The organism is Streptomyces sp. APSN-46.1 (assembly GCF_022815725.1).
In the GTDB taxonomy this organism is placed as follows: Bacteria; Actinomycetota; Actinomycetes; order Streptomycetales; family Streptomycetaceae; genus Streptomyces.
The window spans coordinates 42,881-56,492 of record NZ_JALGRF010000007.1; the positions used below are offsets into that span (position 1 = coordinate 42,881).

Here is a 13,612-nt window from a genome sequence, read left to right on the forward strand (position 1 = left end):
CCCACAGGGCCCGCCGCGCGGAGTTTGCCGTACGGGGTCGCCGTGCGACGCGAACGCCTCACGGACGCCCGCACAACAACCAGTAAGCATTGTCGCGCTCGTCGGCCGCAATGGCGGCCAGAACCGGCACGGTCCGCTGTGGACTGCGCCACGTCGCGCGCCCCGCGTACCGCCTCGTCGCCGTCGTGCCCGGACGTCCAGGGCAGTACGACGATCGGCCAGCCTACCCCGGGCCCTCCCGCCAGCGGTTCACGGGGCGTTCGGCCGCCAGCAGGAAGACGACGGATCGGTCCTGTTCGGCCCAGGTGCGCGGGTCGAGGCCCACGGACTGGAGCAGTGCGCACTCGACGGCGTACCCGTGTTCGGTGAGTGCGCGGCCGATCGCCTCCGCTTCGTCGCGCGACGAGGCGTGGCTGACGATCCGTTCGGGACGGCGGTCGGCGACGGCCGCGACGACCTCGGCTCCCCCGCCGCCGACGCGGACGACGTCGGGTTCGGGCAGGTCCTCCAGTACGTGCGGGGCTCGCCCGGCGACGACCTGGATCTGTACGCCTCGCTTGCGGGCGGCGGCAGTTACGCGTTCGCAGGCGTGCGGGTCGGCGTCCACCGCGATGACGGCGGCGCCGAGCGCGGCGGCGTCCACGGACAGGGCGCCCGAGCCGGCTCCGATGTCCCAGACGAGGTCGCCGGTGCGCGGGCCGAGGCGGGCGAGTTGGGCGGCGCGCAGCGGAGCGGACTCCCCTTCTCCCACGGCGTCCGGCTGCGGCCGGGCCCAGCCTCGCGGGCCGGTCTGGCCGGGGGTCTGGCCGAGCAGCCAGCCGGAGTCGGGGGCGGTGGCCGGCTGGCCGGCGCCGCCGATGACGATGACGACGTTGGGGTCGCGCCAGGTGTGGTCGGCGGCCTTGTCGGAGGTGAGGACGCTCACCTGTTCCCCGGCGGTGCCGAGTTCCTCGCAGATGACGAACGTGCGGTGGACTCCGTCGAGCAGCAGCGCGAGTTCGGCGGGTCCGGCGCCGGGCGAGGTGAGGACGGCGACCTTGCTGTGGGCGCGGATGACGTTGACGGCGCGGCGCAGGGTGCGGGGGTGGGCGACGACGACCTGGGCGTCGTCCCAGGGCATCCCGGCGCGGGCGAAGGCGGCGGCGACGGAGGAGACGGCGGGGACGACCTCGACCTCCAGGCCGTGCTCCGGGGCGCGCAGGGTGCGTACGACGCCGAAGAAGCCGGGGTCTCCGTCGGCGAGGACCACGGCGGTCCCGCGGTGGCCGGCGATGCGCCGGGCGGCGAGGCCCAGGCTGCCGAGGCGGATGCGTTCGGCGGTCGGCGGGACTTCGGGAAGCGCGAGGTGGTGCGCGGCGCCGGCCACCAGGGTGGCGGCGGAGAGCGCGGACCGGGCGGCCGCTGTCAGGGGGGAGCCGTCCCAGCCGATCACCGTGACCCGGTCGGCCATCGTCGTCAGTCTCCAGAGGTGGGGGCAGGCGTGGATGTGGGCAGGCGCGGAGGGTGCGGGGTTACGGTGAGACTACCTGGTCATCGGGTCAGTTCCAGTCGGTGGAGACCGCGTACCCGTTCGCGTCCGAGCGGCGGCCGAAGTCGTATCCGTCGTAGCCCTCGGAGTAGTCGGAGTAGCCGTCCCGGTATCCGTCGGTTCCGTCGTAGCCGTCGAGGTCCTCGGGGACGAGGCTCCAAACGATGAGGTCGGTCCGGGTGTCGGTCCAGGAGCCGTCGGCCGTCTGGGTGCGCACTATCCACGCGTTGCGGAGCACGCCCTCACTGATGCAGCCGATCTTCTGAGCCACCTGCTGGGAGGCGGTGTTGTCGGCGGCGGTGCGCAGTTCGAGGCGTTCGAAGCGCTGGTCCCGGAAGAGCCACTGGGCGACGGCGAGCACGGACTCGCTGGCGTAGCCCTCGCCGCGGGCCCAGGGGGCGGTGACGTATCCGACCTCGGTGGAGCGGGTGCGCCAGTTGGTGTTCTGGAGGTGGACGATGCCGACCAGGCGCTGGGTGAGGAATTCGGTGACGGCGAGGACGATGCCGCGGCCCTCGGTGCGCTCCGCGTGGGAGTCCCGGGTGGCCCAGCTCCGCGCGTCGGCGTGGGTGTAGGGGTGGGGGACGGAGGTCCAGGCGGTGACGTGCTCGTCGTTCATCATCTCGGCGAGCGCGGTGACGTCGTCTTCCTCGAAGGCGCGCAGCACCAGCCGGTCCGTGCTGATGGTGACGTCCGGGAAGGTGGTAGTCATGCGCAGCTCCATGCCTGAGACCGTGGTGCGACCGTGATGCGATGCGACCGTGGTGCGGGACCGTTCATGCGGGTCGTAGGCCACAGCATGCAGCATCGGCGGCGGGATGCGCATGGCCGGGGCTGCCCGGAAGCGGGCACGGCTCGGCCCCGCCCGCCACGAGGGCGTGCGGGGCCGGATTGCCCGTGTTTGTCAGGCGTGTTCGTCAGGCGGTTCTCAGCGGCTCATCAGGAGGCGGCGGGGGCTCCGGCGGCCGGGACGACCGAGCCCTGGTACTTCTCCTCGATGAACTTCTTGACCTCGTCGGAGCCGAGGAGCTTGGCGAGCTTCTCGATGCGCGGGTCCTTCTCGTTGCCGGCCTTCACCGCGAGGAAGTTGGCGTACGGGTTGCCCTCGGACTTCTCCAGGACCAACGCGTCCTCGGCGGGCTTGAGGTCGGCCTCGATGGCGTAGTTGCCGTTGATGACGGCGGCGTCCACGTCGTTCAGGGCGCGCGGGACGGTGGCGGCCTCCAGCTCCTTGAACTCCAGGCCCTTCTTGTCGGTGATGTCGGACAGCTTGGCGCTGGTGCCGACACCCTCCTTGAGGGTGATCAGGTTGTTCGCGGCGAGCAGCTGGAGCGCGCGGCCCTCGTTGGTGGTGTCGTTGGGGACGGCGACGGTCTGGCCGGGCTTGATGTCGCCGATGGCCTTGACCTTCTTGGAGTAGAGGCCGAGGGGCTCCAGGTGCACGTTCACGACGGGCACGATGTGCGTGCCGTTCTTCTTGTTGAAGTCGTCGAGGTACGGCTTGTGCTGGAAGTAGTTGCCGTCGACCTGGCCCTGCTCGGTGGCGGTGTTGGGCAGGACGTAGTCCGTGAACTCCTTCACCTCCAGCTTGAGGCCTTCCTTGGCCGCGAGCTTGTCCTTGACGAAGTTCAGAATGTCGGCGTGCGGGCTCGGGGAGGCCGCGATGACGAGCGGCTTGCTCGCGTCGGCCTTGCCGCCGTCGGCCTTGGTGGAGGACGGGTCCGAGGAGCTGCCGCAGGCGGTGAGGCCGAGGGCGAGCGCGGCGGAGGCGGCGGCGAAAGCGGTGAGCTTGATGTTCTTACGCACGAAGAGTGCCTTTCTAGCGGGTGTGCGGTGGTGGCCCAAGCACGACAAGTGCGGGCTTCATGGGGGAGAAAGTTCTGTTTCAGGCTGTCCGGCCGCGGCGGGCGAGGATGCGGACCACGCCGTCGCCGGTCAGCTGGATCACGGTGACGAGGACGACCAGGACCACGACGGTGGCGACCATGAAGCTGGTCTCGAACCGCTGGAAGCCGTAGGTGATGGCCTTGGAGCCGAGTCCCTCGCCGCCGACCGCGCCGGCCATGGCGGAGTAGCCGACCAGGGTGATGACGGTGGTGGTGACGCCGGCGACCAGCGAGGGCAGGGCCTGCGGGAGCAGCACCTTGCCGACCAGGGTGGGGATGCCGCCGCCCATCGACTCGACGGCCTCGACCAGTCCGTGGTCCACCTCGCGTACGGCCGTCTCGACGAGGCGGGCGAAGAAGGGGATGGCACCGATGGCCAGCGGGACGATCATGGCGGTGGGGCCGATGAAGGTGCCGACGACGGCCGTGGTCACCGGGATCAGGAAGATGAGCAGGATGATGAACGGCAGCGAGCGGCCTATGTTCACGATCACGCCGAGGACCTTGTTGAGCGGCTGGTTCCGCAGGAGGCCGCCCTTGTCGGTGAGGACCAGCAGGATGCCGATGGGCAGTCCGCCGAGGACGGTCACCAGGGTGGACCACAGCACCATGTAGAGGGTGTCGTACGTGCCCTGGGTGAGCAGGGGCTGCATCTCGGACCAGGTCACTGGGCACCATCCTTGACGAGCTCGGCGAGCTCGGCGTCTGCGCTGTCGGTGTCGGTGTCGCTTTCGGGGTCCTCGACGACGTCGACCTGGAGGCCCTGCTCGCGCAGGAAGCCCACCGGCACGACGTTGTCCTCGTAGCGGCCGGGCAGTTCGATGCGCATCCGGCCGATCTGGCGGCCGGCGACGGTGTCCATCGCGGCGCCGAGGATCGAGATGTCGATGTTGTACGTCCGCGCCAGCTGGGAGATGACCGGCTGGGTGGCGGCGTCGCCGTGGAAGGTGACGTCCACGACGGTGTGATCGGGGCCGGTGGCGGCGCCGCTGACCGGGAAGAGTTCGCCGGCGAGCTCGGAGCCGGGGGTGGCGAGCAGTTCGGCGACGGTGCCGGACTCGATGATCCGGCCCCTCTTCATCAGCGCGGCGGAGTCGCAGACGGCCTTGACCACGTCCATCTCGTGCGTGATGAGCAGGACGGTCAGGCCGAGCTGCCGGTTGAGGTCGCGCAGCAGCTGGAGGATGGAGCGGGTGGTCTCGGGGTCCAGGGCGCTGGTGGCCTCGTCGGACAGCAGCACCTTGGGGTCTCCGGCCAGGGCGCGGGCGATGCCGACGCGCTGCTTCTGACCGCCGGAGAGCTGGCCGGGGTAGGCCTTGGCCTTGTCGGAAAGGCCCACGAGGTCGAGGAGTTCGGCGGCCTTGCGGGAGCGCTCACGGCCGGAGATCCCGAGGATCTCCAGGGGCAGCTCGATGTTGGCCTGTACGGTGCGCGAGGACAGCAGGTTGAAGTGCTGGAAGACCATGCCGATGCGGCTGCGGGCCTCGCGGAGCTCCTTGCCGGCGCGCCGGCCGCGGCCGGCGAGCGCCGTGAGGTCCACCCCGTCGACGGTCACGGTGCCGGTGGTCGGGCGCTCCAGCAGGTTCACGCAACGGATCAGGGAGGATTTGCCGGCGCCGCTCTGGCCGATGACTCCGTAGACCTCGCCCTCGCGGACGTGTAGATCGACGCCGTCCAGGGCGGTGACCTCGCGGCCACGGGACTGGTAGACCTTCGTGAGGCCCGATGTGGTGATCACAGGATTTCCGTCGCTGTCGAGTGCTCGGCGCAGCGGGTGCCGGGCACGGGGCAAACATCTGGGGACGCGATACGGGTTGAAACCGGCATGAAGCGACGGTCTCAGCGCGTGCGCGGGGCAGGAGCGGTCCGGGATGCGTCAGGTGTCAGGCGTGACGCGCGGCCGGGCGCGGCCGGTCTCGCTTCGGGGCGCGAGACGTGCGGAAAGGGGCCCTCAGAAGGCGCACATTCGACACATACAACGAGCACCGGGCGTCATCGTCGCCTCGGTCGCAAGGGTGCGGCTGCTCGTCGTGGTCATGGGCCCCAGTAAAGCAGACACGTCGCTTCACCGATCAAAGACGTCCGGATAGCGGACGGAATTGGGCCGCATACCGGACAACAGCGGTCCGATCCAGTCACCCGGTCCCCAGCCCGGACACCCGCGCCGACCTGCGCCGACACGGCCCGGAGGGGCCCCTGCGGCCAGGTCCGCGCGGGGCCCGGGCAGCGGTGCGCGCTGTGGTCAAGACCACGTACCCCGTCGATGGCGGCAACCCGGGGCCAGGGGCGCGCGCGGCGGGCCTTTCGGGCCGTAATACGCTCGCTGCATGCTCGACGCCCTGACGGTCGCCATCGGCGTGACCGCACTCGCCCTCGCCGCCTGGTGCGGCCTCGCCGCCTGGCGGGACCAGCCGACCAAGGACTGGCATTTCATCGGCATGGCCGCCGTGACCGTGCTGGTCCTGGCCCAACTGGCGGTGGGCCTGGTCAAGCTGGCGCAGGGCGGCGAGCCCGACGAGGGCACGGTGATCTTCGTGGCCTACCTGATCGGCGCCTTCGCGGCGGTCCCGGCCGCCGGGCTGCTCTCCCTGACCGAGCGGAGCAAGTGGGGTTCGGTGACGGTGTCCGCCGGCGCGGTCGTCCTCGCCGTGCTCGAAGTACGCCTCTATGACATTTGGGGAACCCCCGGTGCCTGACACGCGGATGGAGGACACGGCCGCCGCGACCGCCGGGCGGCGGCGTCTGGTCTCCGGGCCCGGGCTGCTGCTGGTCTGGCTGTACGGGGTGATCACGGTCGGCGCGGTCTCGCGCTCCGTCTACCAGATCTCCACCGAGTTCGACCGAGCCCCGCTGCCGTACTCACTGACCGGCGTGGCCGCGCTCGTGTACGCCTTCATCACGTACTCCCTGGTGCGCGGCGGGGAGACGGCCCGCAAGGCGGCGCGGATCTGCTGCGCCGCCGAGCTGACCGGCGTACTGGCCGTGGGCACCTGGACCCTGGTCCGGCCCGAGGCCTTCCCGGACACGACCGTGTGGTCCAACTTCGGGATGGGCTACCTGTTCATCCCGGTGATCCTGCCGATCACCGGGATGCTCTGGCTGCGCACGAAGCGCTGACTCCGTATCAGGCGCTGACCGCGAAGTCGCCGGCGTTCTTGGCTTCCTTCTCCAGGATGACCAGCTTCACGCCGTCGGACGCGGTGCGGCCGCCGACCTGGGTGTAGCCCGCCTTGCGGTAGAGCCTCAGGTTGGACTCGCTCTTGTGTCCGGTGTGCAGCCGGAAGCGGGCGGTCCCGCCGCCGCCTTCCAGGGCCTCCTCCACGGCGCGCAGCAGGCGGGCGCCGAGCCCGTGGCCCTGCAGCCGCGGGTGGACGCAGAGCTTGGCGATCTTGCCGGTGCCGTCCTCGTCCACGTTGCCGCGGACGGTGCCGACGACCTCGTCGCCGAGGCGGGCCACCAGCACGGTGTCCGTCGCCAGTTCGCCCTTGAGGGACTCCAGGGTCTGGGTGAGCGGCTGGATGCGGTAGTTGCCGTACAGCTCGGCCTCCCGCTGGAACGCCAGATACTGCAGTTTGAAGATCTGCTCGGCGTCCTCGGCGGTCGCCGCCGAAATGGTCACGCTCATGCCCATGTGCGCATGCCTCCAGCTCACCTGGTAGCCCGTTGGTCTACCGCTCCTTTCCCCGCAGGCCAGGAGCCGCAACCTCTGCAGCGAGCATTCTGCGCAGACATCCCAGGCAACGGGAACGAACTGGTCCCAAACTTCCTTGTGAGATACCCAACTCCCCTGCGATTTCACGGTAAGTCAAGTCCCTGGGCGAAAGAAGTGCCCCCATGAGCTCAGGACAGCGTCCCGGCAATCGGGCGACCGCTGATCGGATGACCTTCTTCTCCTCACCGTTCATCAGCGCGTCCTCCGGCTCCGCGGACGGCGGCCCGCTCGCCGGCGGCCCGCCGTCCGCGGAGTAGCGGCGGTGGCCGTCCACGAGGTGGTGGCGGTGGCCGTAGGGGATCTCGCGCCTGGCCCGGCGCCGCGCCACGCGGGCCTCGGCGCGCACCGCCCGGCGCAGCCAGCGCACGGGCTCGGTGGGGGCGGGGTCGCGTTCCAGCAGCCTGACCCAGACGGCTTGTTCGAGGTCGGCGGCGTCCACGCCGGTGCCGGGGGCCTCCGCGGCCGCCTCGGCGGAGAGCAGTGGGCCCAGTTCGTTCAGGAGGTCGGTGTCCTTCAACAGGTCCATGCCGGGCGGGACGCGCGGGCCGTGCCCCGCGGTTTCGCCGTGGGGCACGGCCCACCCGTACGGGATGTTCCGCTTATCGGTTGACCCCTTCTTACCCGTCTTACCCGTCTTACCCGTCTTACCCGGTTGGCCCCTCGGCCTATCGGTGGCCTATCGGCCGGCTCCGCGGCCCGGGCGGAAGGCCTCCGCCGCGAGCAGTCCGGTGTCCGGGTTGTCGGTGAAGATGCCGTCGATTCCGAGCTCGAAATACGTCCGGAAAGCGCCGAAGGCGTCGCCGTAACCGGCCGGATCCGTACCCTTGCGGAACTCGGCCGGCAGGAAGTTGTTCTCGTTGCGCGCGGTGTAGGGGTGCAGCACCAGCCCCCGCGCGTGGGCGTCCTTCACCAGGGTGGTCGGGGTGCCCAACTTGCCGGCCGCGTCGCGCGGGACGATCAAGTCGAGGGTGGGGCCGATGCCCTGGGCGAAGCCCGCGATCCACTTCAGCCCCTCGGGCTTGACCAGGTCCGCGACCGTACGCGGGTCCTTGGCCAGCTCGAAGTCCCACGGGCGGGTGTTCGCGGCGGACAGCAGCACCACGCGCGGCGCGGACACCAGCCGGGACAGCCGCTGGACGCTGGACGGCTCGAAGGACTGGAGGAAGACGGCGGCGGTGCGGCCGTCGCGGCCGTAGCGGCGCAGCAGCCGGGCGAGCGGCTCCTCCAGGCCGAGGCCGAGGCCTCGGAAGTAGCTGGGGTGCTTGGTCTCGACGTGCAGCCAGACCCGCTTGCCGCGCCGCTTGCCCTCGCGGTCGGCCCAGCGCAGCACCTCCTCGAAGGTGGGCACCGCCCACCGGCCGTCGTAGAGCGTGTTGCGCTGGCGCAGGGCGGGGATACGTTCCTTCGCGCGCAGGGTCTTCAGCTCGGCGAGGGTGAAGTCCTCGGTGAACCAGCCCGTGACGGAGACCCCGTCGATCGACTTGGTGGTGCGGCGGGAGGCGAACCCGGGGTGGTCTGCGACATCGGTGGTGCCCCCGATCTCGTTCTCGTGACGGCATACGAGGTGGCCGTCCTTGGTGGGCACCAGGTCCTGCTCGACGACATCGGCGCCGAGGTCGAGCGCGAGCTGGTAGGAGCCGAGGGTGTGCTCGGGCCGGTACCCGCTGGCGCCCCGGTGGCCGATCACCGTCGGAACGGGAAGGTCCCGGTAGCCGCCGCCCCCGCGACCGCTCTCCGCGGCCGGGGCGGATCCCGTCTCCGCGGCCGCGGCGGATCCCGCCGAGAGTCCGGCGATGCCGCCGCCCGCCGCCAGGACGGCCGCCCCCAGGACCGTGCGCCGCGCTGCCCCACCCTGCGTCATGAGTGCCACTCCCCATTCTGAGGGGGCCGCCGACCCGGGGATCTCGGATGTCCCGGCGACTCGCGGCCCCGATTCGGCGTGGCGATCGTAGGCACGGGCCCGTGTCCTTAGAGTGGGACTGGAGGGAACATGGCGGAAACACGCGTCAACACTGGGTATCCACCGTGTGAACCCGATGTGCGATCAGCTCGGACCCGCGAGTATCGTCCTCACCTGCACTACCGCCGTGTGGTGCGCGAACCGCTTTCGATGCCGGAGGGCTCACGTTGTTCCGTACCGCGCTCATCAAGGCCACTGTGGGACCGGTCATCCGCATGATGTTCCGCACCCGTGTGGAGGGCCTGGAGAAGATCCCCGGCACCGGTCCGGTGATCCTGGCGGGCAATCACCTCACCTTCATCGACTCCATGATCCTTCCGCTGGTGTGCGACCGTACGGTCCACTTCATCGGCAAGGACGAGTACGTGACGGGCAAGGGGATCAAGGGCCGCCTCATGGCCTGGTTCTTCACCGGCTCCGGCATGATCCCCGTCGACCGTGACGGGGCCAACGGCGGGGTCGCGGCCCTGATGACCGGCCGGCGCATCCTCGAAGAGGGCAGGATCTTCGGTATCTACCCGGAGGGCACCCGCTCCCCCGACGGCCGCCTCTACCGCGGCCGGACCGGCATCGCCCGCCTCACCCTGATGACCGGCGCCCCCGTGGTCCCGTTCGCGATGATCGGCACCGACAAGCTCCAGCCGGGCGGCGCGGGCATGCCGCGCCCGGGCCGGGTCACCGTCCGCTTCGGCGAGCCGATGGAGTTCTCGCGCTACGAGGGCATGGACCGCGACCGCTACGTGCTGCGCGCCGTCACCGACTCGGTGATGGCCGAGGTCATGCGGCTCTCGGGCCAGGAGTACGTGGACATGTACGCCACCAAGGCGAAGGCCGCGTAGCCGGTCACCCTATTGCCGCTGGAGTGACCGGCTGACGCCCGCCGCCGTCGTGGTGGCGAGGACCCAGCCGGTCACGATCAGCAGGTACGACAGCCACTGGTGCCAGCCGCTCGGCGCGAAGGCCGCCTCCTGCCCGAAGCCGATGATCGGCAGCATCAGGTCGATCGTGTAGAACACCGGGTTGAAGTCCGGCGCCTCCCCCGCCTTCAGGGGCCGGGGCGGGTCGATCCCGTACGCGATCGCCCCCGTCAGCAGCAGCGCCAGCAGCCAGCCCGCCGCGCGCAGCGGCCGGAACCCGTAGCCGACGGTGACGTCCTGGAGCAGCCCCCAGACCCGGGCGTGCCGGGGCAGGGTGCGGCGGTGCCTGCGCAGCTTGGCGAGCTGCACGGTACGGGCGCCCGCCTCGTCGCCCGCCGTACGGTAGGCCGCGGCGAGCTGTTCGTAGGCGTACGGGAGGTAGCCCGACGCCTCGCGCTCCAGGGCGGGCAGCCGGTCCTCGGCCGGGAGGTGCGGGGCGAGGGTGCGGTAGGTGAGGCCGTCGAGGCGGATCTGCTCCGGCAAGGTGACGGGCGTTACGTGCAGCAGGTCCAACTGGGAGCGGCGCAGGTTGACCCCGCCCTGGATGGTCGGGCAGGAGCGCATCCAGACCTCGCCGACGACGCAGCTGGAGGCGCGCAGGGCGACGCCGTCGGGGTTGTGGAACCGGGCGTAGGCGAGGTTGAGCTGACCGGGTATCCGGGAGCCGGTGAGGTTGACCCGGCCGCGGGCCTCCAGGCGCATGGCCCGCAGGTCGGTACCGACGGTCAGGATCTCGGCGTGCAGGGCGGTGACGCCGGGGGCGAGGAGGCGGGCGTCGTCGAGGTTGATCTGGCCGCCGACGACGGCGCCGTTGATGCGGGTCTGGCCGTGGACGGTGAGGCCGAAGGCGATGACGTCGGTGCCGATGTCGGCGTGGTTGAACTGGAGCGCCGCCTCCTGGCCCTCCTCGGCCGGGCCGGGCATGCCGATGACCGCCTTCTGGAGGAAGAGTCCGCCGGCTATCCGGGCGCCGGCGAGGCGGACCGGCCCGGTGATGCGGCAGCAGGAAAGCTTGAGCTGGATGTCGACGCTGATGGAGGAGGCGGTCAGGCCGGGCAGCGCCGAGTCGCTCAGTGACACGGCGCGCAATCGGGCCCCGTACAGGACGGGTTTGCGCTCGAACCAGCAGGCGCGCAGCCGGATCGAGTGCTCGATGTCGGCGTACCTGAGGTTGAGCTTGCCGGTGATCCGGGCGCCCCGGACATTCAGCTCGGGGACCTGTCCCCCGGCCGGGACACCGCTCAGCAGCAGGACGGCGAGCACGTCCGCACGTACGGTCCGCTCCGGTCCCCAGGTATGGCCCTCGGTGGCCTCCTCGTCGGGGTGTTGACGGAAGTCAACGCCCTCCCCGCTCGGGAAGGCGTCCCATACGCGGCGCTCCGCCGGGGTCAGGTCGGTGATCTCCATCGCTTGGGGATGGTGGCCTGCGGTTCGACGCACTGTCAACTCCGCGCGACACCCGCTCCCCTGTCGGGACGTCAGTGCTCGGTACCGTCCTGGAGCTTCTGGCCCCTCAGCAGGAACCAGGCGGCCGCGGCGGTGGCCAGCAGCACGGCCGCGCCGACGCCGGAGGCGAGCCGGAGCCCGTCCACGAAGGCCTCCTGGGCCGCGCCCACCATCTCCTGAGCGGTGTGCGGATCCAGCGACTTGGCCGCCTCGACGGCGCCGCCGAGCGATTCGTGCGCGGCGTCGGCGACCGGGCCGGCGACGGACGCCGGGGCGTTGAAGCCCTGGTACACGCCCGTGACGATGGAGCCGAGGAGGGCGATGCCGAGGGCGGCGCCGAGTTCGTACGCGGTCTCGGAGACGGCGGAGGCCGAACCGGCCTGCTCCTTGGGCACGCTGGACAGGATCACGTCGGCGGTGACGGTGAAGGAGAAACCGGCGCCGAGGCCGACGGCGAGCAGTGCGGCGCCGAGCAGCGGGTAGCCGCTCTCCTTGTGGAGCACGGTCAGTGCGCCCAGGGCCAGGCCGATGACGGCCAGGCCGCCGGTCACGATGGACCGCACCGAGTACCTGCGGGCGTACCGGCCCGCGAGCAGACCGGTGGCCACCGCGCCGATCGCGGCGGGCAGTTCGGCCAGGCCCGCCTCCAGCGGATCGCGGCCCTGGACGAGCTGGAGGAACTGGGAGAGGAAGAAGACGAGGCCGGACAGTCCGAAGACGGTCAGCAGGTCGGCGAGGACCGCGCCGGAGAAGCCGCGGTGCTTGAACAGCCGCATGTCGAGCAGCGGCGACGGCAGGGTGAACTGGCGGCGCACGAAGGCGTACAGCGCGGCCGCGCCGGCCATCGCGGTGGCCGCGACCTCCCAGGTCGGTCCGTGCGTGGCGAGTTCCTTGACGGCGTAGACGACGGCGATGACACCGACGAGGGAGAGACCGACGCTGACGAGGTCCCAGGGACCCGCGACCGGGTTCTTCGACTCGGGCAGCAGCTTGATGCCGACGAGGACGAGGGCGGCCATGACGGGGAGGTTGATGAGGAAGACCGAGCCCCACCAGAAGTGCTGGAGCAGCGCTCCGCCGACCACCGGGCCGACGGCCGCGCCGGCGGAGGCGGTGGCGCCCCAGATGCCGATGGCGAGGCTGCGCTCCTTGGGGTCGTGGAAGATGTTCCGGATCAGCGCGAGGGTGGACGGCATCAGCGTCGCACCGGCCACGCCGAGCAGCGCCCGGGCCACGATCATCATCTCGGGGCTGGTCGCGTAGGCGTTGAGGACGGAGACGGCGCCGAAGGCGGTGGCGCCGACGAGCAGCAGCTTCTTTCGGCCGATGCGGTCACCGAGGGAGCCCATGGAGACGAGCAGACCGGCGATGACGAAGGAGTAGATGTCGCCGATCCACAGCAGCTGGGTTCCGGACGGCTTGAGGTCCTCGCTGAGGGACGGGGTGGCCAGACCGAGTACGGTGGCGTCCACCGCGACCAGCAGCACGGCGAGGACGAGTACGGAGAGCGCGAGCCAGCGGCCCGGACTCCTCTCCTCCGTCCCCGTCTGACGCTTCAGCTGTTCGGTACTGCTCATCACTCCACACTCCGTCGGGCGCCACCGAGCAGCAGCTCGATGATCATGTATTGGAAGTCCTTGGCCGCGACCCGGCCGTCCATGACGGCCCAGGCGCAGGTGCCGATGAGGCCGTAGAGGGCCTCGGTGAGCCAGGCGGGGCTCAGATCGATCCGGATGTCCCCCTCCTGCTGGCCGCGCCGGAAGAGCGCGCTCACCCGGGCGTCGAGCCGGGCCCAGCCCTCGTTGATCTGGTCGCCCTCGAAGAGCTGGTTCTCGGTGACGAGGAAGGCCAGCAACTGCGCGTTGGGCTCGGACTCGGCGACCAGTCTGCGCAGCGCGTCGACGGCGCTGCCCTCGTCGAGACGGGCGTTGTCGAACGCCACCTCGAACTCCCGGATGCCGAGGTCTTCGAGCGCCCGTACGAGGGCGTCGCGCCCGGCGAAGTGCCGGTGGAGGGTCGCGCGGCCGATTCCGGCGGCGCGGGCGACCTCGTCCATCGTGGCGGTCGATTTGCGGGAGAGCAGGGCGGCGGCAGCGCGGAGCACCTGATCACGATCCATGGCCATGAGACAACCATACCCCAAATGAGACATCAATGTCTCAT

General features: G+C 70.8%; 14 protein-coding genes. 3 read left to right on the forward strand and 11 right to left on the reverse strand.

Going from position 1 to position 13,612, the window contains the following annotated elements:
* Nucleotides 1-223: 223 nt before the first annotated feature.
* The 5 genes from cbiE to MTF65_RS19865 form a co-directional block, all read right to left on the reverse strand.
* The gene (gene cbiE / locus MTF65_RS19845; RefSeq protein ID WP_243630098.1) at nt 224-1,450 is read right to left on the reverse strand and encodes a precorrin-6y C5,15-methyltransferase (decarboxylating) subunit CbiE; all 1,227 of its coding nucleotides are present in this window, start codon (nt 1,448-1,450) and stop codon (nt 224-226) included.
* A gap of 88 nt (nt 1,451-1,538) precedes the next feature.
* The gene (locus MTF65_RS19850) at nt 1,539-2,240 is read right to left on the reverse strand and encodes a GNAT family N-acetyltransferase (RefSeq protein ID WP_243630100.1); all 702 of its coding nucleotides are present in this window, start codon (nt 2,238-2,240) and stop codon (nt 1,539-1,541) included.
* A 227-nt stretch (nt 2,241-2,467) separates the two neighbouring features.
* The gene (locus MTF65_RS19855; RefSeq protein WP_243630101.1) at nt 2,468-3,334 is read right to left on the reverse strand and encodes a MetQ/NlpA family ABC transporter substrate-binding protein; all 867 of its coding nucleotides are present in this window, start codon (nt 3,332-3,334) and stop codon (nt 2,468-2,470) included.
* 79 nt (nt 3,335-3,413) lie between these two features.
* A complete protein-coding gene (locus tag MTF65_RS19860; protein ID WP_243630102.1) occupies nt 3,414-4,082 on the reverse strand; it encodes a methionine ABC transporter permease in 669 nt (222 codons plus the stop codon).
* Complete coding sequence (locus tag MTF65_RS19865) at nt 4,079-5,152, reverse strand: methionine ABC transporter ATP-binding protein (protein WP_243630104.1); 1,074 nt, start codon at nt 5,150-5,152, stop codon at nt 4,079-4,081. Before MTF65_RS19865 ends, MTF65_RS19860 begins: the two co-directional genes overlap by 4 nt.
* 589 nt (nt 5,153-5,741) lie before the next feature.
* Here MTF65_RS19865 and MTF65_RS19870 point away from each other — a divergent pair.
* Entirely contained in the window at nt 5,742-6,110 is a 369-nt protein-coding gene (locus MTF65_RS19870; RefSeq protein ID WP_243630105.1) for a hypothetical protein, read from the forward strand.
* A 7-nt stretch (nt 6,111-6,117) separates the two neighbouring features.
* Nucleotides 6,118-6,531, forward strand: a complete 414-nt coding sequence (locus tag MTF65_RS19875; protein ID WP_243630424.1) for a hypothetical protein — start codon at nt 6,118-6,120, stop codon at nt 6,529-6,531.
* A gap of 7 nt (nt 6,532-6,538) precedes the next feature.
* Here MTF65_RS19875 and MTF65_RS19880 read toward each other — a convergent pair whose 3' ends face one another.
* From MTF65_RS19880 to MTF65_RS19890, 3 genes are all read right to left on the reverse strand, one after another.
* Nucleotides 6,539-7,045 (reverse strand): GNAT family N-acetyltransferase, encoded by a 507-nt coding sequence (locus MTF65_RS19880; protein WP_243630107.1) that lies wholly within the window; start codon nt 7,043-7,045, stop codon nt 6,539-6,541.
* Between the two features lie 37 nt (nt 7,046-7,082).
* Nucleotides 7,083-7,652 (reverse strand): sigma-70 family RNA polymerase sigma factor, encoded by a 570-nt coding sequence (locus tag MTF65_RS19885; protein ID WP_243630109.1) that lies wholly within the window; start codon nt 7,650-7,652, stop codon nt 7,083-7,085.
* 150 nt (nt 7,653-7,802) lie between these two features.
* The gene (locus MTF65_RS19890; protein WP_243630111.1) at nt 7,803-8,987 is read right to left on the reverse strand and encodes a glycerophosphodiester phosphodiesterase; all 1,185 of its coding nucleotides are present in this window, start codon (nt 8,985-8,987) and stop codon (nt 7,803-7,805) included.
* A 314-nt stretch (nt 8,988-9,301) separates the two neighbouring features.
* Between MTF65_RS19890 and MTF65_RS19895 the strand changes: the two genes are divergently transcribed.
* Nucleotides 9,302-9,925: a 1-acyl-sn-glycerol-3-phosphate acyltransferase gene (locus MTF65_RS19895; RefSeq protein WP_243630425.1), complete on the forward strand. Its 624-nt coding sequence runs from the start codon at nt 9,302-9,304 to the stop codon at nt 9,923-9,925.
* A 9-nt stretch (nt 9,926-9,934) separates the two neighbouring features.
* On the opposite strand, the gene MTF65_RS19900 is transcribed toward MTF65_RS19895, so the two are convergent.
* The 3 genes from MTF65_RS19900 to MTF65_RS19910 all read right to left on the reverse strand — a co-directional run bounded on the left by MTF65_RS19900 (nt 9,935) and on the right by MTF65_RS19910 (nt 13,574).
* Nucleotides 9,935-11,410, reverse strand: a complete 1,476-nt coding sequence (locus MTF65_RS19900) for a membrane-associated oxidoreductase (protein ID WP_243630112.1) — start codon at nt 11,408-11,410, stop codon at nt 9,935-9,937.
* Nucleotides 11,411-11,481: 71 nt separating this feature from the next.
* Complete coding sequence (locus tag MTF65_RS19905) at nt 11,482-13,026, reverse strand: MFS transporter (protein WP_243630114.1); 1,545 nt, start codon at nt 13,024-13,026, stop codon at nt 11,482-11,484.
* Nucleotides 13,026-13,574, reverse strand: a complete 549-nt coding sequence (locus MTF65_RS19910) for a TetR/AcrR family transcriptional regulator (protein ID WP_243630116.1) — start codon at nt 13,572-13,574, stop codon at nt 13,026-13,028. Before MTF65_RS19910 ends, MTF65_RS19905 begins: the two co-directional genes overlap by 1 nt.
* Between the last annotated feature and the right edge of the window lie 38 nt (nt 13,575-13,612).

What these genes read in the sequence shown, in the direction of transcription:
- cbiE (WP_243630098.1), bottom strand. Translation starts at nt 1,450, where the DNA reads ATGGCCGACCGGGTCACGGTGATCGGCTGGGACGGCTCCCCCCTGACA.
- MTF65_RS19850 (WP_243630100.1), bottom strand. Translation starts at nt 2,240, where the DNA reads ATGACTACCACCTTCCCGGACGTCACCATCAGCACGGACCGGCTGGTG.
- MTF65_RS19870 (WP_243630105.1), top strand. Translation starts at nt 5,742, where the DNA reads ATGCTCGACGCCCTGACGGTCGCCATCGGCGTGACCGCACTCGCCCTC.
- MTF65_RS19875 (WP_243630424.1), top strand. Translation starts at nt 6,118, where the DNA reads ATGGAGGACACGGCCGCCGCGACCGCCGGGCGGCGGCGTCTGGTCTCC.
- MTF65_RS19880 (WP_243630107.1), bottom strand. Translation starts at nt 7,045, where the DNA reads ATGGGCATGAGCGTGACCATTTCGGCGGCGACCGCCGAGGACGCCGAG.
- MTF65_RS19885 (WP_243630109.1), bottom strand. Translation starts at nt 7,652, where the DNA reads ATGGACCTGTTGAAGGACACCGACCTCCTGAACGAACTGGGCCCACTG.
- MTF65_RS19890 (WP_243630111.1), bottom strand. Translation starts at nt 8,987, where the DNA reads ATGACGCAGGGTGGGGCAGCGCGGCGCACGGTCCTGGGGGCGGCCGTC.
- MTF65_RS19895 (WP_243630425.1), top strand. Translation starts at nt 9,302, where the DNA reads ATGATGTTCCGCACCCGTGTGGAGGGCCTGGAGAAGATCCCCGGCACC.
- MTF65_RS19900 (WP_243630112.1), bottom strand. Translation starts at nt 11,410, where the DNA reads ATGGAGATCACCGACCTGACCCCGGCGGAGCGCCGCGTATGGGACGCC.
- MTF65_RS19905 (WP_243630114.1), bottom strand. Translation starts at nt 13,026, where the DNA reads ATGAGCAGTACCGAACAGCTGAAGCGTCAGACGGGGACGGAGGAGAGG.
- MTF65_RS19910 (WP_243630116.1), bottom strand. Translation starts at nt 13,574, where the DNA reads ATGGCCATGGATCGTGATCAGGTGCTCCGCGCTGCCGCCGCCCTGCTC.